This window comes from Zongyangia sp., assembly GCF_965361945.1.
Genome location: NZ_CBDTOK010000005.1, coordinates 1 through 19,829, shown reverse-complemented (window position 1 = coordinate 19,829; position 19,829 = coordinate 1). Strand labels below are relative to the sequence as shown.

At 56.2% G+C, this 19,829-nt stretch carries 19 protein-coding genes and 1 tRNA gene; 16 read left to right on the top strand and 4 right to left on the bottom strand.

The features are described from left to right. Positions 1 to 76 (bottom strand) — tRNA-Thr (locus ACZ25G_RS00485). Between the two features lie 206 nt (positions 77 to 282). On the opposite strand from ACZ25G_RS00485, the gene ACZ25G_RS00480 reads away from it, so the two are divergent. From ACZ25G_RS00480 to ACZ25G_RS00460, 5 genes are all read left to right on the top strand, one after another. After that, positions 283 to 822, top strand: coding sequence for a QueT transporter family protein (locus ACZ25G_RS00480; protein WP_224771608.1), 540 nt, complete (start codon positions 283 to 285; stop codon positions 820 to 822). Positions 823 to 967: 145 nt separating this feature from the next. Beyond that, the gene (locus ACZ25G_RS00475; RefSeq protein WP_463681159.1) at positions 968 to 1,573 is read left to right on the top strand and encodes a hypothetical protein; all 606 of its coding nucleotides are present in this window, start codon (positions 968 to 970) and stop codon (positions 1,571 to 1,573) included. A 211-nt stretch (positions 1,574 to 1,784) separates the two neighbouring features. After that, positions 1,785 to 2,033: a hypothetical protein gene (locus ACZ25G_RS00470; protein WP_191482606.1), complete on the top strand. Its 249-nt coding sequence runs from the start codon at positions 1,785 to 1,787 to the stop codon at positions 2,031 to 2,033. 3 nt (positions 2,034 to 2,036) lie between these two features. Further along, the gene (locus tag ACZ25G_RS00465) at positions 2,037 to 2,426 is read left to right on the top strand and encodes a hypothetical protein (protein WP_463681158.1); all 390 of its coding nucleotides are present in this window, start codon (positions 2,037 to 2,039) and stop codon (positions 2,424 to 2,426) included. After that, entirely contained in the window at positions 2,423 to 3,190 is a 768-nt protein-coding gene (locus ACZ25G_RS00460; RefSeq protein WP_463681157.1) for a hypothetical protein, read from the top strand. Before ACZ25G_RS00465 ends, ACZ25G_RS00460 begins: the two co-directional genes overlap by 4 nt. 54 nt (positions 3,191 to 3,244) lie before the next feature. Here ACZ25G_RS00460 and ACZ25G_RS00455 read toward each other — a convergent pair whose 3' ends face one another. The 3 genes from ACZ25G_RS00455 to ACZ25G_RS00445 all read right to left on the bottom strand — a co-directional run bounded on the left by ACZ25G_RS00455 (position 3,245) and on the right by ACZ25G_RS00445 (position 7,927). After that, positions 3,245 to 3,442: a DUF6440 family protein gene (locus tag ACZ25G_RS00455; RefSeq protein ID WP_191482609.1), complete on the bottom strand. Its 198-nt coding sequence runs from the start codon at positions 3,440 to 3,442 to the stop codon at positions 3,245 to 3,247. A 14-nt stretch (positions 3,443 to 3,456) separates the two neighbouring features. Continuing rightward, entirely contained in the window at positions 3,457 to 5,418 is a 1,962-nt protein-coding gene (locus ACZ25G_RS00450; protein WP_463681156.1) for a glycoside hydrolase family 13 protein, read from the bottom strand. 112 nt (positions 5,419 to 5,530) lie between these two features. After that, positions 5,531 to 7,927, bottom strand: coding sequence for a glycogen/starch/alpha-glucan phosphorylase (locus ACZ25G_RS00445; RefSeq protein ID WP_463681155.1), 2,397 nt, complete (start codon positions 7,925 to 7,927; stop codon positions 5,531 to 5,533). A gap of 448 nt (positions 7,928 to 8,375) precedes the next feature. On the opposite strand from ACZ25G_RS00445, the gene ACZ25G_RS00440 reads away from it, so the two are divergent. From ACZ25G_RS00440 to ACZ25G_RS00390, 11 genes are all read left to right on the top strand, one after another. Continuing rightward, the gene (locus ACZ25G_RS00440) at positions 8,376 to 8,750 is read left to right on the top strand and encodes a cell division protein ZapA (protein ID WP_191482612.1); all 375 of its coding nucleotides are present in this window, start codon (positions 8,376 to 8,378) and stop codon (positions 8,748 to 8,750) included. A 1-nt stretch (position 8,751) separates the two neighbouring features. Further along, complete coding sequence (locus tag ACZ25G_RS00435; RefSeq protein ID WP_463681154.1) at positions 8,752 to 10,827, top strand: U32 family peptidase; 2,076 nt, start codon at positions 8,752 to 8,754, stop codon at positions 10,825 to 10,827. Between the two features lie 16 nt (positions 10,828 to 10,843). Next, positions 10,844 to 11,281 (top strand): dUTP diphosphatase, encoded by a 438-nt coding sequence (gene dut, locus ACZ25G_RS00430; RefSeq protein WP_191482614.1) that lies wholly within the window; start codon positions 10,844 to 10,846, stop codon positions 11,279 to 11,281. Positions 11,282 to 11,299: 18 nt separating this feature from the next. Then, complete coding sequence (locus ACZ25G_RS00425) at positions 11,300 to 11,569, top strand: DUF4321 domain-containing protein (RefSeq protein ID WP_191482615.1); 270 nt, start codon at positions 11,300 to 11,302, stop codon at positions 11,567 to 11,569. Between the two features lie 398 nt (positions 11,570 to 11,967). Then, positions 11,968 to 12,528, top strand: coding sequence for a Maf family protein (locus tag ACZ25G_RS00420; protein WP_463681153.1), 561 nt, complete (start codon positions 11,968 to 11,970; stop codon positions 12,526 to 12,528). 387 nt (positions 12,529 to 12,915) lie between these two features. Continuing rightward, the gene (locus ACZ25G_RS00415; RefSeq protein ID WP_191482617.1) at positions 12,916 to 13,935 is read left to right on the top strand and encodes a rod shape-determining protein MreB; all 1,020 of its coding nucleotides are present in this window, start codon (positions 12,916 to 12,918) and stop codon (positions 13,933 to 13,935) included. A gap of 129 nt (positions 13,936 to 14,064) precedes the next feature. Beyond that, positions 14,065 to 15,036 carry a rod shape-determining protein MreC gene (gene mreC / locus ACZ25G_RS00410; protein WP_191510689.1) on the top strand — a complete coding sequence of 324 codons (972 nt, stop codon included), beginning with the start codon at positions 14,065 to 14,067 and terminating at the stop codon, positions 15,034 to 15,036. A 345-nt stretch (positions 15,037 to 15,381) separates the two neighbouring features. Beyond that, complete coding sequence (gene mreD, locus ACZ25G_RS00405; RefSeq protein ID WP_463681152.1) at positions 15,382 to 15,909, top strand: rod shape-determining protein MreD; 528 nt, start codon at positions 15,382 to 15,384, stop codon at positions 15,907 to 15,909. A 57-nt stretch (positions 15,910 to 15,966) separates the two neighbouring features. After that, entirely contained in the window at positions 15,967 to 18,048 is a 2,082-nt protein-coding gene (locus ACZ25G_RS00400; RefSeq protein WP_463681151.1) for a penicillin-binding transpeptidase domain-containing protein, read from the top strand. Between the two features lie 189 nt (positions 18,049 to 18,237). Beyond that, positions 18,238 to 18,972, top strand: a complete 735-nt coding sequence (locus ACZ25G_RS00395; protein WP_191482621.1) for a nucleotide-binding protein — start codon at positions 18,238 to 18,240, stop codon at positions 18,970 to 18,972. A 72-nt stretch (positions 18,973 to 19,044) separates the two neighbouring features. Next, a complete protein-coding gene (locus tag ACZ25G_RS00390; RefSeq protein WP_191482622.1) occupies positions 19,045 to 19,455 on the top strand; it encodes a methylglyoxal synthase in 411 nt (136 codons plus the stop codon). The last annotated feature ends 374 nt before the right edge of the window (positions 19,456 to 19,829 follow it).

The following is a 19,829-nucleotide window of genomic DNA, read 5'->3' as shown; positions in this document are numbered from 1 at the left end:
TGGAGCTGGTGGACGGATTCGAACCCCCGACCTGCTGATTACAAATCAGCTGCTCTACCAGCTGAGCTACACCAGCTCATGAATCATAAGTGCGAATATTAGTTTAACATAAAGCTGATGGGGTGTCAACAGTTTTTTTAGATTTTTGGAGGAAGTTCATTGGCAATTTTTTCTTGCACTTTGCCGAAAAATAGGGTATGATAGCTCTTGCGCGAAATTTTTCCACGCGCGGTCAGTCGCAACCTCCTGACCTTAAAGAAAACTACGAAAGGACAAATGAATATGGAAAGAAAAAAGATCCGTGCTGTAGTGGAAGGAGCGGTCATCGCCGCCCTTTACACCACCCTGTGCGTTGCTCTGGCCCCCATCAGTTTCGGCCAGATGCAGATCCGCGTGGCGGAGGCGTTGACCCTCCTGCCCCTGTTTACCCCCAATGGCATTTGGGGTGTTACGGTGGGATGCATCCTCTCGAACACCTTCGGCCTGTTTCTGGGGACCAACATCCTAGGCCCGTGGGATATCCTCTTTGGCAGCCTGGCAACCCTGATTGCCGCCTGCCTCACCCGCATTCTGAAAAAGCCCACAATCAAGGGCTTCCCCATCTTGGCGCCCCTGCCGCCGGTGGTGCTCAACGCCATTGTGGTGGGGTTGGAACTTACCTTTGTCACCGTCAACTATTTTGACATCAGGGTGTTCCTCATCCAGGCTGTCTATGTGGCCGTGGGAGAAATTGTGGCCTGCTATGGCCTGGGATGGCTGCTGTTCTGGGCAATGGAGCGCAGAGGACTCAAGTCAAAGATCTTTCTCAACCAATATAGCTAAAAAACAGCGGAGGAACCTTCCTCCGCTGTTTTTGTATGAAGAAAGGAAGGTTTTATTCCGGGCTTTTCCCAAAAGGGGAGGAAAAGGCAGAATTTTATGGTATAATACATCCAAAGGAGATTTTTCCGGGTGTCTTGGCGCCCAGATGACAATAGACAAGGATGTGAATGATATGCAGCAAGCGATTTCCAAGGTCAAGGTACTGCCGCCCATGGATTCCATGCCGGTGATGAAGGTGCTCCGCTACCCCCTGGAACAGGCGGATTTCAAGCCCTTTGCCCAGGCGCGGATGTGCTATCTGGACGGGCAGGGCATTTTTCTCATGATGTGGTCCTTTGAGGTACAGCCCATCTGCCGGGGGGATGACAACGACAGCTTTCTGATCTTTAAGGCCCAGGTGGCAGGGGAGCAGGAAATCTGTATCAAGGTCAACCGGCAGGGCGTTTATCGCTTTACCGTCAACGGCTGGGAGCACAGCACGGACGAGATCCCCTGCAAAATGTTTACCGGAGAGGATTTGCAGGGAATTTACTGGGGATGCGAGCTTTTTATCACCAATTCCCTCTTAAAATCCATTTATGGTGTCACAAACCTGGAAACAGGGCATATGATAAAGGGAAATATCTTTAAAACCTGCGACGATCCCACCTTCCGCCATCACGGCTGCCTATTCTGCAGTGAGGAGCAGGCGGAACGCTTTGATCCTGCAAAGCTCGACAACCTGGGAGTTTTCGAGATCGTTGACTATTAAATCAAAGGCCGGCAGCCCGGCAGGACGGACAAAAAAACGGAATGTGAAGTTTCACATTCCGTTTTTTATCTGCCCATTTTGCCAGGATTTCCCTCAAAGCGGGGTTTGCCCTCCCGGGCCGGCCCAGATTTTGGGATACATCGGAGAAGAAACGCATATATCATAGAGTACAGCCATGCCAAGGCGTGGAAAACCTGAAAGGGGTGATTGGATGGACCAGAACCAGTTCAGCGAGAAAAAGGTAGAACAGCTGCTCTCCATGGCTTCGAAAAAGCTGGGGGTCTCCCCGGACCAGCTCAAAAGCCAGCTGCAGCAGGGCAATGTGCAAAACGCAGTGCAGGGCGGTAAGGTGGATATGAACCGGTTCCAGAAGATTGTCAAGGACCCAGGCAAGATCCAGCAGATGCTGGATACACCGGCGGCAAAGCAACTGCTCAAACAGTTATCGGAGGAAAAATAAGCCATGGATGACTTGATTGCAAACATCACCGAAATGCTAAACTCCGAGGAGGGGATGAAAAACCTCAAGGAGATGGCAGGCGCCCTAGGGCTGGACCTGGGGACAGACGGCGGAGAAGGCAAAACCGCCGATTCCCCCCAGCAACACAACCCTTCGGCTTCCGACGGTCTGGGCGGGCTGGGGGATATCGACATGAATATGATCCTGGGGCTGCAGAAGGTGTTATCCGCCCAGAATGGAGATGACAAAAACGCTGCCCTTCTCAGGGCTCTCAAGCCCCACCTCTCCGAAAAACGGGCAGGCCGGGTGGATAATGCAATCAAGATCATGAAGCTCATTGATCTGCTGCCCGTTTTACGGGAGAGCGGCGTGTTGGGAGGGCTGCTGGGATGACCCCTGTCAGAGACGATTTTACCCCTGCGCAGATGGAGCGGATGCAGCAGGATGCCATCCGGCAGATGCGCCAGATGCACAACCGCGCCCAGTCCTCCAGCGGGCAACAGGGAAACGCACCATCCCGCTCCAACGGAGAAGGACCCCAGAGCCAGGAACAGACCCGGACTTCCGGCTCTCCTCCCGCCAGGGAAGGAAGTTTCAATACAAATAGAAATAACCATCAAAATAATACAAATAGGAATAACACCAATCGGAATAATAGGCAAAATAATAACAATAGGTATACAAATGGCGTCCGGTTTTCTCCCTTTCCAGGCGCCATGCCGGCGGGAGGGGGGCAGCGGATGCGCCGTCCCCAAAACCCCGCCAGCCATCCAGGCGGCTGCCGGGAGGAAGCTGCCTCCCGGGATCCAAGGTCTCGGGCAGGTGGGGAAGAACATACCCCCCACAGTGCCGGCTCCGGAGGCTCCAGAGGCGGCGGCACCCATCCGGGGAACCGCCGTCCACCGCCGGGGCCTGCCTTTGACCTGGGAAAACTGCTGGGCTCCCTGGGTTTGGGGGGACAGCCGGGACAGAATCGGGACCGGCCGCCGGAGGGGCAGCCATCGGGCACAGGAGGGCTGTTGGATCAGCTTTTGGGCCCGGAGGGCATCAACCTCTTTGAAAAGGACAGCTTAATGCTGCTGGGACTGATCTACTTCCTCCACCGGGAGGGAGCGGATCTCAAGCTCCTGTTGGCACTGGGATATATCCTCCTGTAAAAAAAGCAAGAAGGAAGGGGCGCAATTTTGCGCCCCTTCCTTCTTCTGTCTCGGTTAGTTTTCCTCACCGGAAATGGGGGAGATGATGGGTTTTCCGTCCCGGCCCAGCAGCGGAGTGATACCGCTGCCGCCGTTGGAGAGAATCTGCATCAGGTAGTTGACGCCGGTTTCCCTGTCCACCAGGATGCGGATTTCCTCCCCAAAGCTGTTCTGCCGGTAGGTGATGAGAAAACGATGATCCCTTCTTCCCATGGGATACGCCTCCCTTATGAATGGCCCCGGCGGGAAAAGCCGCCGAAGGCTCCGGATTTATTGGCCTTCCCCTGTTTGTGGGGCCATCCTTTGGCCGCTCCGCCGCGGATGAGGGCGGGGGAAAGGGGCGGCACCACACAGACCCCTTCCTGGATCTCGCCGCCCAGCAGTACCTGCGCGTGCGCAAAGCGGGGGGGCAGCGGAATCCGCATGGGATTGTCGCTGGGGTTGACGATAACGAGCAGGGCCTCCTCCTCGGTCTGACGGAGGAAGGAGAAGACAAAATTGTCGGCGATATAGGGCACATAGTCCCCCAGGATGATCGCCTTACACTGCTCCCGGATGCCGGTCAGGGTGCGGACAAACTCCAGCATGGCGGCCGGCTCCTCATTTTCCACCAGGCAGTTCCAGGCAAAGCAGCCCCGGTTGAAGGGATCCTTGTAGCCCTGCATGGCGATTTCATCCCCGTAGTAGATGCAGGGGATGCCGGGCAGGAACATGATGAGGGTAAAGGCCAGCCGGAGCAGGGCAATGCCCCGCTGGTACTGTTCGTGGTTGAGATAGTGGGTAGCCTGCCAGTTCCGGTCGTTCTGGCGCACCGGATCCCCGGCCAGGACGGTGATAGCCCGGGCGGTGTCATGGGTGGAGAGGGGGTTCATCAGCACGTCGATAACCGGCCGTGGATAATTTTGCAGCAGGGTCAGGATGGTGTTGGAAAAGCCATAGCCATCCTTATGGCGCAGATAGCTGAGGATGGATTCCATCAAGGGATAATCCATGACGCTGTCCAGCTGGCCCCCTAGAAGATAGCGCCGGCGCACCCCGTAGCTAATCTTGTTGGAGGCGTCCTCCCACACCTCGCCCAGGAGGAACTTCTCAGGATCATAGCCCTTGAGGGTGTCGTGGATGAGATCCAGGAAGCTGTCGGGCAGCTCATCGGCCACATCCAGCCGGAAGCCCTTGATGCCGCAGTCCAGCCAATGGCGGAGGACGCCTTCCTTGCCGCAGATAAACTCCCGGTAGGAGGGGTTTTCCTCATCTACTTCTGGCAGGGTGTCAAAGCCCCACCAGCTTTTGTAGCTTTTGGGGAACTGGATAAAGTGGAACCAGCTGCTGTAAGGGCTCTCCTGGCTTTGATAGGCCCCCAGGGTGGGATAGCGTCCCTCCCTGTTAAAGTAGAGGCTGTCGCTGCCCACATGGGAAAAGACCCCGTCTAAGATGATGGAGATACCGTATTTTTTGGCTTCGGCGCATAGCTGGCGCAGATCCTCCTCGGTGCCCAGGAGGGGGTCGATTTTCATATAATCCGCCGTGTTGTAGCGGTGGTTGGAGTGGGCCTCAAAGATGGGGTTGAGGTAGAGCAGGGTCACCCCCAAAGACTGGAGGTAGGGCAGTTTTTCCTGGATGCCCTTGAGGTCCCCGCCGAAGTAGTCATTGTTGCGGACAATGCCCTGGCTGTCAGGCAGGTACTGAGGCTGTCCGCCCCAGTCATAGCGGAGCACCCGGTCCTCAGGGACATTCTCCTTGGGAGTGCCGCTAAAATAGAACCGGTCGGGGAAGATCTGGTACATGATAGCGCCCCGCAGGTCCTTCGGGGTGTGGAAATCCTTGTCGTAGACGGTCAGCTGCCACAGGTCCCCGCCGGCCAGGTTGAACTTGGCGGTAAAATCCCCCTTGCGCCGGATGGGGATCACCTGGTCCCCGGTCACCGCCTCAAAGCAGTAGAAGAGGAGGGCGGGGGTCTCCTGGACAAAGGAGCAGGAAAAGACGTTGTAATCCATCTTCACCCGTTCCAGGGCCATGGGGACATAGTGGGGCTCGTCGTAGTGGTCGGCTTTATAGATGACAAGGCGGGGGGCTAATAGGGTGGCGCACTTGGCCAGGTGCAGGTGAAACACCACCTCTTCCCCGGCTTTGACAGCGCCGAAGGGCGCTTTATATTCTAAGAGTGTGCTGTCAAACAGACATGCTTCCATGGAGAAAAGACCTCCTTACAAAATCCCAGAGAACAGGGGAGAACAGGGGAAAACAGGGTAAAGGGATGCCCGCCCCAGAGGGCAAGCATCCCGTACAGTTGCGATGGAAGGGCTATTTCAGGTACCAAATGTCCCGGGCGTAATCGTCTACCGCCCGGTCGGCGGAGAACATGCCGGCGTTAGCCACGTTGATGAGGCTCATCCGCTGCCAGCCTAAGGTGTCGCTGTAAAGCTGCTCCGCCTTCTGGTGGGCCTGTTTGTAGGACTCGAAGTCAGCCAGCACCATATAGGGGTCGCTGGTGGCCAGGGAGGTGGCGATTTCGTTAAAGACATTGCCGTCAATGCCATGGTAGAGGACATCCACCAGGCCTTTGATCTCTGGGTTCTTGTTATAAATTTCCCGGGGATTGTAGTGGGGCCGCAGCTGGGCCACCTCCTGGGTGGACATGCCAAAGCGGATGAAGTTTTCATCCCCCACACTGTCATAGATTTCCACATTGGCCCCGTCATAGGTGCCCAAGGTGATGGCGCCGCCCAGCATCAGCTTCATGTTGCCGGTGCCGGAAGCCTCGGTGCCGGCCAGGGAGATCTGCTCGCTGATCTCGGAGGCGGGTGCCAGGATTTCGGAGAGGGTCACATTGTAATCTTCCAGATAGACGACCTTGATCCGGCCCCGGACATCCGGGTCGTTGTCAATGTGTTTGGCCAGGGCGCAGATGAAGCGGATGATCTGTTTGGCCATATAGTAGCCCGGCGCCGCCTTGGCCCCGAAGATAAAGGTGCGGGGGGTGAAGGGGGTGCTGGGGTTTGCTTTCAGCTTCTGATAGAGGGAGAGGATATGCAGGGCGTTGAGGTGCTGCCGCTTATATTCATGCAGCCGCTTGACCTGCACGTCAAAGATGGAATCGGGGTCGATGACAACTCCGGTGTGCTCCTTAATATAGTCGGAGAAATAAGCCTTGTTTTCCCGTTTGATCCGGGCAAACTCCTGGAGCACCGTCTTGTCGTCGGCAAAGGCCTCCAGCTTTTTCAGCTCTGACATATGCTTGATAAAGCCGTCGCCAATCAGGTCGGTAACCAGCTGGGTCAGCCCGGGGTTGGACTGATACATCCACCGGCGGGCGGCGATACCGTTGGTAACATTCTTAAACTTCTTGGGCTCGATCTCATAGAACTCGTGGAAGAGGGAGTCTTTGAGGATGTCGGAGTGAAGCTTGGATACACCGTTGACGCTGTGGCAGGCCCAGACCGCCAGATTGGCCATGCGGACCTCATGGTTGAAGATGATGGAAAGGCGGTTGATCTGATCCACATCCTTGTGCCAGCGCTCAAACAGCTCCCGGGTGAAGCGGTTGTTGATCTCCACCACGATCTGATAGATCCGGGGCAGGAGGAGCTTGAAGAGATCCTCGTTCCAACGCTCCAGGGCCTCGTTCATGACGGTGTGGTTGGTATAGGCAAAGGTCTGGGTGACAATGGTCCAAGCCTTATCCCAGCTGTAGCCGCAGTCGTCCAGCAGAATCCGCATCAGCTCGGGGATGGCCAGCACCGGATGGGTGTCGTTGATGTGGATGGCCACCTTCTCGCTGAGGTTTTCCAGGGTGCCGTAGGTCATCAGGTGGGAGTGGACAATATCCCCGATAGAAGCCGCCACCAGGAAATACTGCTGGCGCAGCCGCAGGTTCTTGCCCTCTAGATGGTTGTCGTTGGGGTAGAGGACCTTGCTGATGGCCTCGGCATAGGAGTTTTGCCCCAAAGCCTGGACATAATCGCCTTTGTTGAACATTTCCATGTCGATGCCGGGGGAGACGGCCTTCCACAGACGGAGGCGGCTGACGCCCTTGGTCCGGTAGCCGGAGACGTACATGTCATAGGGCACCGCCTTGACGGAGGTGTAGTTGACGTGGTCGATATGGTGGTAGTTGTTGTCCCAGAACTCGTGAATCTGGCCGCCGAAATGGATGTCCACCGCCCGGTCCAGCCGTTCGGAAAGCCAGATGTCGCCGCCGGGGAGCCAGTTATCAGGCAGCTCGGTCTGCCAGCCGTCGATGATCCGCTGTTTGAAGATGCCGTATTCATAGAGGATGGAGTAGCCGGTGCCCAGATATTCCTGGGTGGCCATGCCGTCCAGGTAGCAGGCGGCCAGGCGGCCCAGGCCGCCGTTGCCAAGGCCCGCGTCAGGCTCGCATTCATATAGGTTTTCCAGCTTTACATTAAAGGAGGCCAGGGCCTCTTTGAACTCGTCTACCAGTTCCAGGTTATAGATGTTGTTTTTTAAGGAGCGGCCCATGAGGAACTCCATGCAGAGATAATAGACCCGCTTTTCCCCGTGGCTTGTCTTTTCACTGGCGAATTGCTTGCGCTTCTCAATGAGCACGTCCTGGAGGATCATGGCGCAGGCCTTGTAAAAGATCCGGTCCGACGCGGTGGCCGGCGTTTCGCCGAATTGACGGTCGAGGATGGTTACCAACTTGTTTTTTATCTCATCACTGGTGAAAAGCTTACTCAAAATAAAACCTCCAGTTCCGCTGCCGCTGGCGGTACCCGCTGGGCGCGCTGCCCTGCGGTGATGCGCCGGCCCTCCCGGCAAGATTCGGGGGCCGGTTAACTCCATGCCTGTTCGTTGTCTCTTGGCACAAGTTCCTAGAAAATCAGAGTTATTACTAAGTATAATACGAATTTCAGAATGAATCAACCATTCCAAGTAAAATTGTATTAATTTTCAGGAATATTATTCTCTGTTTTGTGTAAAATTGTCAAGAAATTGGTCGATTGCGGCAAGAAATTGCATAGTCTGGTGAAGAGAAAGCAATTTTCTCCGCCGCTGGGAGAAAAATGGCTTTCATCGGGCTAAAAAATATACTATAATGAAAGCAATCCCCAATGTTATCGGGGTGAAGGAATCAGAAAACGCCCGCGGTCCTGCGGGAATGACATACCATGGAGGACCTGAGAAAATGGAAAATACAAACAGAGTGAAAATCCATGTCTGTGGCAGTGATTACATCATCGCCACCCCGGAAAAGGAAGAATACGTCAAGGAGCTGGCCTATCAGATCGACAACCAAGCCCAGGCTATGATGGAAAGCAATCCCAATATGTCCATCCTGACAGCCCTGATCCTCTGCTCCCTGTCCTACCTGGATGATTGCAACAAAGCCAACGCCAACGCCGACAATATGCGGCGGCAGCTGAAAGATTATCTGGAGGACGCGGCCAAGGCCCGCATCGAGGTGGACGAAACCAAACGGGAGCTGGAACGGCTTCAAAAGGAAGTGGCGTCCTATAAGCGCCAGCTGAAGGCTGCGGGCAGGATGTCCCCGGAGGTATAAATTGGCAAAGCCAGAGATTTTGGCCCCGGCCGGGGGGATGGATTCCCTGCTGGCGGCCCTGTATACCGGCGCGGACGCGGTCTATCTGGGAGCGGGAGACTTCAACGCCCGGAGAAATGCCCATAATTTTGACGAGGAGGCCCTGTGTGAGGCTGTGCGGCAGGCACACCTATACGGGGCTAAAATTTACATGACCATCAACACCGCCGTATTCGATGATGAGCTGCCCGGCCTGCTTTCCACCATTGCCCTGGCCTGCCGGGCCGGGGTGGATCAGATCATCGCCGCCGACCTGGGGGTGTATGTTCTGCTGCGCCGGTGCGCGCCAGGCCTTCGGATCAGCGGCTCGACCCAGATGAGCATCCACAACAAAAGCGGGGTAAGGATGCTGCAGCGGCTGGGCTACGACCGGGTGGTCCTGGCCCGGGAGCTTTCCCAGAAGGAGATTGCCGCCATCACCCGGGAATCCCAGATCGAGGTGGAGGCCTTTGTCCACGGGGCGCTTTGCATGTGCCTGTCGGGGCAGTGCTACCTGTCCTCAATGATTGGCGGCCGCAGCGGCAACCGGGGGCTCTGCGCCCAGCCCTGCCGCCTGCCCATGAAGGCGCCGGACGGCGCTGAATACGCCCTTTCCCTCAAGGACATGTCCTTGGTGGAGCAGGCGGAGAAATTGGGGGAGCTGGGGGTCAAAAGCCTGAAAATCGAGGGGCGGATGAAGCGGCCGGAATATGTGGCGGCTTCGGTCAGTGCCCTGCGGCAGATCCTGGATGAAGGGAAGGCGGACGGCACTGCCCTGCAAAATTTGCAGGCGGTCTTTTCCCGCAGCGGCTTTACCAGCGGCTACTTTGACGGCAAGCTGGGCCGGGAGATGTTCGGCACCCGGCAGAAGGAGGACGTCCTCTCCGCCGCCGGGGTGCTGGGGGAGCTGGCCCGGCTCTATGAGCATCCCACCCAGCGGGTGCCGGTGGAGATGGCGCTCACCGTCCGGCAGGGGGAACCGGTGTCCCTGACCGTCACCGATCCCCAAGGCAGGAGGCGGACAGCCGCAGGGGAGCCTCCCCAGCTGGCCCAGCGCCGTCCCACCGACGAGGCCATGGTCCGCCGGGCCCTGGAAAAGACCGGGGGCACCGCCTTTTATCTCGAGCAACTTACGCTGGATACCGACGGGATCAGCATGGTGCCGGTGTCCCAGTTAAACGCCCTGCGCCGGGAAGCGCTGGACGCATTGACCCAAGACCGCCGGCAGGTGGAGCCTACTCCCTTTGCGCCGGTGCCGGTCAAGGTGGAAACATCCTACCGCCGCCGGGGAGCGCCCCGCTTGCGGGCCCGGTTCGACCGGTTTGACCAGGTGCCGCTCCAGAGGCTGGACCCTTTCGAGGCGGTGATCCTTCCCGCCGGGGAGCTGCTCTCCCACTGGGAGGAGCTGACAGGCCAGCTGCCGCCGGACAGGCTCTGGGCCCAGCTGCCCCGGGCCATTTTTGACCGGGAAGAGGCAGTAAAGGAACAGCTGGAAAGGCTCAGAGCCCTGGGATGCCGCCGGGCCGTCTGCGGCAATCTGGGCGGGGTTATCCTGGCCCAGGAGGCGGGGCTGGAAGTTTCGGGGGACTTTGGCCTTAACCTGGTCAACACCCCGGCTTTGGAGGAGTGCGAGAAACTGGGCCTTGCCGACGTGACCCTCTCCTTTGAAATGAGCCTGGACCGTGTCCGGCGGCTGGGCGGAAAGATCCGCCGAGGGTTGTTGGCTTACGGCTACCTGCCTCTGATGCTCACCCGCAACTGTGTGGTGAAAAACGCCATGGGCTGTCAAAAATGCGGCCGGGGCTTTCATACCCTCACCGACCGGACAGGCCGGCATTTTCCCGCCGCCTGTGAGGAGGGACGGGAGGCCATGGAGCTTTATAATGCGGTGCCCCTTTCCATGGCGGACCGGCAGGAGGAGATGGAGGGCGTGGATTTTTTGACCCTCTATTTTACCCGGGAGAGCCGGGAGGAAGCGGATAAGATTGTGGAAGGATTCCTGGAGGGGCGGCCGGTAGAAGGCGCCACCCGGGGCCTTTATTATAGAAAAGTACAGTAAAAAGGAGTGGAGACGCATGCAGTCACTGCGGATTAAGAAATTGGAGGAAGGGGCAAAGATCCCCTTTCGAGCAACCCTTCACAGCGCGGGAATTGATCTTTACGCCCTGCTGAAGGAACCGGTGGAGATTGGCTCCCATGAGATCTGCCAAATCCACACCGGCATCGCCTGCGAAATCCCCATTGGATTTGCCGGTTTTATCTTTGCCAGAAGCTCCCTGGGCATCAAGCATGGGGTGACTCCCGCCAACTGCGTAGGCGTCATTGACAGCGATTACCGGGGGGAGATTATCGTGGGCCTCATCAACCAACTGGATACCCCCTTTATTGTCCAGCCTGGGGATAGAATCGCCCAGCTGATCATTATGCCGGTGATGACTCCGGATATCGAAGAGGTGGAGGAGCTGACTCCCACCCGCCGGGGAACCGGTGGATTTGGCTCCACCGGCAAATAGGGGAAGAGGCGAATCAAGATGAAATGGAAGAAAAATCTGCTGCTCCTTCTGTTTGTGGTGGGCGGCATCGTCATCGGTTCCCTGGTGGCCAGCGCCTGTCAGAATGTATCCTTTCTCTCCTGGCTGGGCTTTTCCCAATCCTTTGGCATCTCCCCCAGCGCGCCCTTTGTCATGGATCTCCATGTGTTTTCCCTGGCCTTTGGGCTGACCATCAACATCACCGTGGCCCATGTGATCTGCCTGGTGCTGTCCATCTTCGCCTATAAGGCAGCAATCCGGCGGCTCTAAGCGGACAGTGCCCGCTCCCAAGTTGCGCTTATGTGTCAATCGCAACATAGTTGCGGACAACGCGGCAGTGTCGCAAATAAAACTCAATGCGCGTCCTCCCGCCCCGGGAGGGGCCACCTGCCGGTGGAGGTCGTCGCGCTGTGGCCCTAAGTTAAAACAAAAACGCGTGCTACGCGGCGGTGTTGCAAATTGAGTCCGTGCGCGTCCTGCTGCCCGCTAGGGCCGCTACCTGCCGGTGGAGGTCGTCGCGCTGTGGCTCTCATTAAAACAAAAACGCGGGCTACGCGGCGGTGTTGCAAATTGAGTCCGTGCGCGTGAGGCAATAGCATAATCGAAATCAAGAGCGCGTCATCCTCTGCAGGTGGCAGACGCTAGGCGCAAAAAGGAGGAAATATACAATGCAGCTGGTTTTGGCCTCCCAATCCCCCAGAAGGAAGGAACTTCTGGGGCTCTTGGGGCGGGATTTTATCACCCTGCCGGTGGATGCGGATGAGACCATCCCACCGGGGACGCCGCCGGCGGAAGCGGTGGAGATGCTGGCCCAGCGCAAGGCCCGGATGGCCGCGTCCCAAAGGCCGGAGGATCTGATTGTGGCCGCGGACACGGTGGTTGCCATTGACGGGATGATCCTGGGCAAGCCTCACTCTGCCCAAGAGGCGGCCGCCATGCTGAAACGCCTCTCCGGCCGGATCCACAGCGTCTACACCGGGGTGTGCGTCCGCTATGGGGAGAAGGAGCGTTCCTTTGTCGCCCATACCCAGGTGGAGTTTTACCCCATGGAGGAAGGGGAGATCCGGTGGTATCTGGAAACGGGCGAGCCCTTTGACAAAGCAGGAGCTTACGGGATCCAGGGCTACGGCGCGGTCTTTGTCAAGGGGATCATCGGGGACTATTACAATGTGATGGGGCTGCCCATTGCCCGGCTGCGGCGGGAGCTTAGGAGCCTGGAGCAGGAATAAATATGTCCAAACCATGGCAAAGTTATGGATAGAAAAGAAAGATGTCCGGCCAGCTTGGAGAAAAAAGTGAAATTTTTCGAAAAAAGCCGGTCATCCTGGCTGGAAAATGTTCGGAAAGGAAAAACAGTGTTGTCACATCCGACAAAATCTGTTTTTTGGGCATTTTTAGGGGATTGTTAAGAAAAATTTTATTGTGGTTTCTAGAATTTAAGGGTATAATATTTGAGATATCATCTGTCATACTGGCCGCTGCGGCATCATTTCGGAAAAAACTGAGAATGACGGCTTGCAGGGGCTTTTATAGGGAACACTTATCATTGAGGAATATTTGTGGGAAGGTCCGGGCATTGGGGGCGCATTCCCGAAACTGAAAGGGGCAACTTGAGCATGTTTTCTTTTTCCAAAGACATCGGTGTGGATCTGGGTACTGCCAATACGTTGATTTTTATGCGGGGCAAGGGCATCATCATGCGGGAACCGTCGGTTGTGGCGGTGGATACCCGCAATGACACAGTGAGATATGTTGGCAACGAGGCCAAAGAGGTCATCGGTAGAACCCCTGGCTCTATTGTAGCGGTTCGGCCGCTGAAGGATGGCGTTATCGCCGACTTTGATATTACTGCCAGCATGCTGCAGATTTTTATTAAAAAAGTATGCAACAATTCCGCTCTGGCCCGTCCCAGAGTCATCATCTGCATCCCCTCCGGCGTTACAGAAGTAGAGCGCCGGGCGGTGAAAGAGGCCACCTTGAAAGCGGGGGCCAAACAGGTTGCCATTATCGAGGAGCCTATGGCTGCGGCCATCGGCGCCGGCCTGCCTGTGGCAGAGGCCACCGGCAACATGGTGGTGGATATCGGCGGCGGCACCAGCGAGGTGGCGGTTATCTCCCTGGGCGGCATTGTAGCGGCCCGTTCTGTCCGGGTGGGCGGCGATGAATTTGACCTTTCCATCATCAACTACGTCAAAAAGACATATAATCTTCTCATCGGTGAGAGAACCGCTGAGGATATCAAGATCAACATCGGCTCCGCCCACGAGTATGAAGGGGAAGCGCCGATGGAGATCAAGGGCCGCAACCTGGTAGACGGCCTGCCCAAGAACATTATGATTACCCCGGCAGAGATCCGGGATGCCCTGGCAGATCCTCTGGCGTCGGTGCTGGATGCTATCCGCACCACCCTGGAGAAGACTCCGCCGGAGCTTTCCGCGGACATTATCGACCACGGCATCACCCTGACCGGCGGCGGCGCCCTCCTCAAGGGGCTGGATATTCTGGTCTCCAAGGAGACCGGTATGCCGGTGCATATTGCTGAGGATCCTCTGGACTGCGTAGCCAAGGGAACCGGCGTTGTGCTGGAGGGACTGGATAAATATAAAGAAGTGCTGGCAGACGACAGCAAGTATTAATCCTTCCAGATAGAAATATGATCTTGCGGATGCAGTCCCCACGGCCTTTTGGGTGTCTGTGGGGGCTGCTTGAATTCTTCCAGAGCATGTCAGCATTTGTCACACATTACAGGAAAGGAAGGTGACAGGGTGCAGGACTTTATCAAAAGCTGGCGGTTTAAGGTGTTAATCGCCCTGGTCATCGTCCTGGTCGCCTTTATGATCCGGGGCGCCACCTCTGAGGAGGGGCTGGCCGGATTTACCTCCCAACTGATGAGTACCATTACCGCTCCGCTGCAAAAGATCTCCTCTTCCATTGCTCATGGCGCCACGGAGTTTTTCTCCCAGTTTGTCAACGCCTCCTCCATTAAGGAGGAAAATGAGGAGCTCCAGGCGCAGATTAACGAGCTCAACCAGAAGTTGGTGGATTATGAGAAGATCAAGGCGGAAAACGAGCAGTACAAGCAGTTTTTAGAGATCAAAGAACTCAACCCTGACTATCAATTTGAGACGGCTACCGTCATCGGCCGGGATCCCAATGAACGGTTTGGCTCCTTTACCATTGACAAGGGAAGCCTCCACGGCGTGTCCTTTGAGGATCCGGTCATTACCTCGGCAGGGCTGGTAGGCCGTGTCTATGAGGTGGGCCTGACCTCCTCCAAGGTCATGACCATCCTGGACGTTTCCACCAATGTGGGCGCCTACGACTCCCAGACCCAGGATACCGGCATTGTCACTGGATATGCCGGACTTGCGGACCAGGGCCTTTGCCGGATGATCTATATCGACCGGGAAAGCAGTGTGGCAGTGGGAGACCTGATTACCACCTCCGGCTCCGGCGGCACCTATCCCCAGGGACTTGTCATCGGAACAGTGACCGATATCCGGCCGGATGACCATTCTGTTTCCCTGGTGGCCACCATCCAGCCGGCGGAGGACATTCTGAATGTGAAGGACGTGGTGGTGATCACCTCCTTCCTGGGACAGAAGTCCAGCTTGTCCGATGAGGAGCAGGCGGAAGGCTCCAGCGATGCTGAAGCCGCATCCGGGACTACGGCGCCGGAGGCTACCGCTTCCTCAGAGACAACCACGCCACCGGAGACTACGACACCGGCGGCCTAGGCATAGAGAAGAATAGAAAGAATGAGAAGGCTTTTGGATGGGAGATCTGAAAGCCTTGTCTTGTCCCACCTGCCGGTGGGGGATATCGCGCTGATGTTTCCATCGAGGCTGGGCCGCGGGCATCGCGACAGTGTCACCAACAAAACCATGGGCGTGATCTGCTCTCCGCAGGAGCGCGTGTGTCGCGGCAGTGTTGCGAACAAAACCCAGAGCGCGACTTCCCGCCCCGGCAGGGGCCCGCCTCCCGGTGGGGATATCGTGCTGATGTTTTAGTCGAGGCTGAATTGCGGGCATGGCGGACAGTGTTACAAAGGAAACCGTGGGCGTGAGAAAAGGAGGGAGAAAATGCAGCAGAGAAAAAAACTTTACCATATCTTAAAATGGAGTTCCTATGTTTTACTTATCATAATTGCATATGTGCTGCAGACCACCACCTCCCTTTTTGTCATTTTCGGGGTGAAGCCCTTATTGCTGGTCCCCTTGGCTGTGTGTATCGCCATGTTTGAAGGAGAGTTTGCAGGCGCTATTTTTGGGGCGGTGGCCGGCCTTTTCTGTGATCTGGGATCAGGGCAGCTGTTCGGCTCCAACGGATTGGTGCTCATGCTCTGCTGTTTTGCCGCCGGGCTTCTGGTCCATGTGCTCATGCGCCCGACCCTTCTCACCTGCATGATTCTCTCTGGGGGGACATTGCTGCTCCGGGGCATGTTTGACTTTTTCTTCAATCTGGCCCTATGGGATTACGACGGGATTTCCCGGGTGCTGCTGACCAACATTTTCCCGGTGATCCTGTATTCCCTGGTGGTCACCCCGCTGTTTTATCTTCTCATTAAAAAATTGAGCGCCCGATTTGAAGAACTTTTGACGCTAGAATAAGTAGGAAGCAGGATGACCCTGCCCTGTGGCAGCTGACAGCGAAATGGAGGATTTGCCATGAAAATTTCAAAGGTTGGGCTGCGGACCGCAATTTTGGCGGGACTGGTCCTTGTCGTATTTGCCCTTTTCGGCGTGCGGCTGATGCAGCTGCAGATTGTCCAGGGGGAGGAGTATCTGGCCTTGGCCGAGGCCGGGGATGTGAAAACCCAGACCATTGTGGCGGCTCGGGGCGAAATTGTGGACCGCAATGGGGAGCCTCTCGCTGAAAACCGGGTGGGCTATGACATCATCTTGGACAAGGTGTATATGACCAAGGATATGGAAAATCAGGTGATCCTCCGGCTGGTGGAGATCCTCCGGGAAAACAACGAGGAGTGGATTGACAATCTGCCCATCACCATGGAGGAGCCTTTTGAATTTATTGAGGGCCGGGAGGACGATGTAGCCGAGCTTAAGGAAAACCTGGGGCTGCAAAACTGGGCCACCCTAGAGAATGTCATGGACGCCATGGAGGAAGAATATGACATTGAGGGCCTGACGCCGGAGGAAACACGGATCATTGCCGGGGTCCGGTATGAGATGGTGGAAAAGGGGTATTCTATCGAGAACCCCTATACCTTTGCCAGCGACGTATCGATGGAGACGGTCTCCAAGGTGAAGGAAAACAACCTGGACCTGCCCGGCGCTGATATCTACGAAACCCCCATCCGGGAGTATGTCAACGGTACGGTGGCGCCCCACATTGTGGGACAGATCGGCCCCATCTACGCGGAGGAATACGCCGAACTCAAGGAGCAGGGCTACCTGCTCAACGACACGGTGGGCAAAAGCGGAATAGAACAGTACTTTGAAAGCTATCTGCGGGGGGAAAACGGAACCCGCGATATCACCCTGACCAACCAGGGCATTGTCACCAATGTGGAGGTGACCAAAGCGCCTGAGGCAGGCAATACGGTGGTGCTCACCATTGACAGCGACCTGCAGCGGGTGGCATATCAGGCCCTGGAGGAGGAGATCAAATACCTCAATGAGACGGCTCCCTCCGGGGAGGGCAAGGAGGCCGACGCCGGCGTGGTGGTGGCGGTGGACACCAAAACCGGAGAGATCCTGGCGGCGGTGAACTACCCCTCCTACGATCTGGCCACCTATCAGGAAAACTACGATACCTTAGCCAACGATCCTCTTAACCCTCTGTTTAACCGGGCGTTCCAGGGCACCTATACGCCCGGCTCTATCTTCAAGCCCTGCGTGGCCACGGCGGCGCTGTCCGAAGGGATCATTACCGCGGATTCCACCGTCAACTGCGGAGGCACCTATATGTACTACGCCCCTAGCTACACCCCCGGCTGCCTGAGCGTTCACGGGGATATTAATGTGCTGCGGGCCCTTATGCGCTCCTGCAACATCTTTTTCTACGATGTAGGCCGCCGCACCGGCATTGAAACCATTGCGGAATATGCCCGGGCCATGGGCCTGGGAGTGCCCACCGGTGTTGAGATCGGCGAGGCGCGGGGCGTTGTGGCCAGCCCGGAATACCGGGAGTCTATGGGCGGGGAATGGTACCCCGGCGACGTAATCCAGGCATCCATTGGCCAGTCGGATAACAAGTTCTCCCCCATCCAGCTGGCGAACTATGTCTGCACCATCGCCAACCGGGGGGAGAGAAAGAACCTGCGGGTGGTCAAGGAAATTAGGAGCTATAACCAGGACGAGGTCGTCGAGACCTTTGAAAGCGAAGTGGTGGAGACTGTTTCCACCCCAGAGGTGTTTGAGACTGTCATTGAGGGTATGATTATGGCGGCAGGCCCAGAGGGAACTTCTGTCCACACCTTCGACGATTATCCCTATACTGTGGCAGCCAAGACCGGTACCCCGGAAACCAAGCAGTTCCCCAACTCCACCTATATCTGCTTTGCCCCGGCGGAGGATCCACAGATCGCCATCGTGGTGGTCATCGAAAAAGGATGGCACGGTTATACCGGCGCCCCTGTGGCCAAAAAGGTACTTGACCAGTATTTCTTTGGCTCCAGTGAAACGGCGGAAACGGAGGAAAGCTCCGATTCCTCCAGCGCCAGCCAGGCGGAGTCTTCCTCGGCGGCGTCTTCTTCCCAGCCCACGGGGGAAACTTCCGGACAGTAAAGAAAAATATAGGGTAAAATATCCAAAAATTCCCCTGAAGGGTTGAAAATTGGAAATGATTGGCGTTGTGTCAAAAAATGTTCAAAAAATTTAGATAAAATTACATGAACAAAAGGGGACAACTGCCCTAGATTTTATTTGATTTTTACAGTACAGGTATGATATGATGATAAAGGAGGACGTGGCTCTTTGGCTGAGATCATTCTGGTGACGTCGGGAAAAGGAGGCGTAGGTAAATCCACAGTATCGCTTTTGACCGGTGCGGCTTTGGCGAAAAGAGGCAAGAAGGTGCTTCTCATCGAAATGGACGCAGGCTTGGGCGGGCTGGACATTATGTTCGGCGTGGAGGATAAATCGGTTTTTGACCTGGCCGACGTATTGGAAGGGCGCTGTGAACCTATTAAGGCGATTTTAGAGTGCCCATATCAACGGGGGCTTTCTCTTCTGGGTGCGCCGCGGGATCCGTCCTGTGAGCTGAAGAAAAAGCCGTTGACCATTCTGTGTAAGGGACTGACCCATTATTACGACATCATCTTGATCGACGCTCCAGCTGGACTTAGCTGTGGCTTTACAGTGGGCGCTGACATCTGCAGCCGTGGGCTGGTGGTTGTAACGCCCGATCCTGTGGCAGTACGGGATGGAAGGGCTATGTCGGATCTCCTGGATAGGGAGAACCTTGTCAGCCAGAGGCTGATTATCAACCGGGTGGGGGCAAAATTCCTAAAACAAAAGCTGTTTTCTGATTTAGACGAGGTCATCGATTTGGTGGGAGTCCAGTTACTCGGCGTGATCCCAGAGGATCCGGAGCTGGCGGTACGCACCGCCAAAGGGCAGCCTATTGCGGAAGAAAGCCGCTCCCAAAGAATTTTTAACGCCATTGCAGGACGGTTGATGGGAGAAGATGTGCCGCTGATCGTCCGTTAGGGATGAGTAAGAAACACGAGACAGCATAACAACACAGTTTTGAAGATACCAACTTAAGGGGAGGGAATCAGTTTGAATATAGCAATCATCGCACACGACACAAAAAAGGAACTTATGGTACAATTCTGCATCGCTTATTGCGGCGTTCTGAGCCGGCACAGCATCTGCGCAACCGGCACGACGGGAAAACTGGTTTCTGAGGCAACAGGGCTTCAGGTCTTCCGTTTTCTCAGCGGATCCCAGGGCGGAGACCAGCAGATTTCCGCAAGGATTGCCTGTAATGAGATTGACCTCCTGTTATTCTTCCGGGATCCTTTAACCCCCAAGGCCCATGAGCCCAAAGAAGCGGACATGCTCCGCCTTTGCGATGTGCATAACATCCCCGTGGCAACCAATATTGCTACGGCGGAGGCGTTGATCCACAGCCTGGAGCGGGGCGATTTAGACTGGAGAAATATTGTCAATCCCAGCGGCGTGAAATAGCGCTGCTGATTCCCGCCGCTTGCGTCGTAAGCGGCCTTGATATAACCAACAAATAAATGCGCCAAAGCGGGAAAAGTAGCCGTTTGCGGGCAGCAGAAGAGAGGACCGGCCATGGGCTGAGAGCCGGTTCGGGCCATGACGCATCCTGGTGAACAGACACCCGCTCAGCAGGCCGCCTGAACTTCCGGCCATACCGGAAAGCGTAGGGCGGCACGTATCCCGCGTTAAGGGAAATGAGCGGGGCAAAACTGTGTTTTGCCCAAGCAGGGTGGCAACACGTGGAAAAACTCCTCGTCCCTGACCGATGTCGTTGACATTTGGCGGGAGGAGGAGTATTTTTTTATAGACAGCTCCTGCAGAGAGCAGACCGCGCC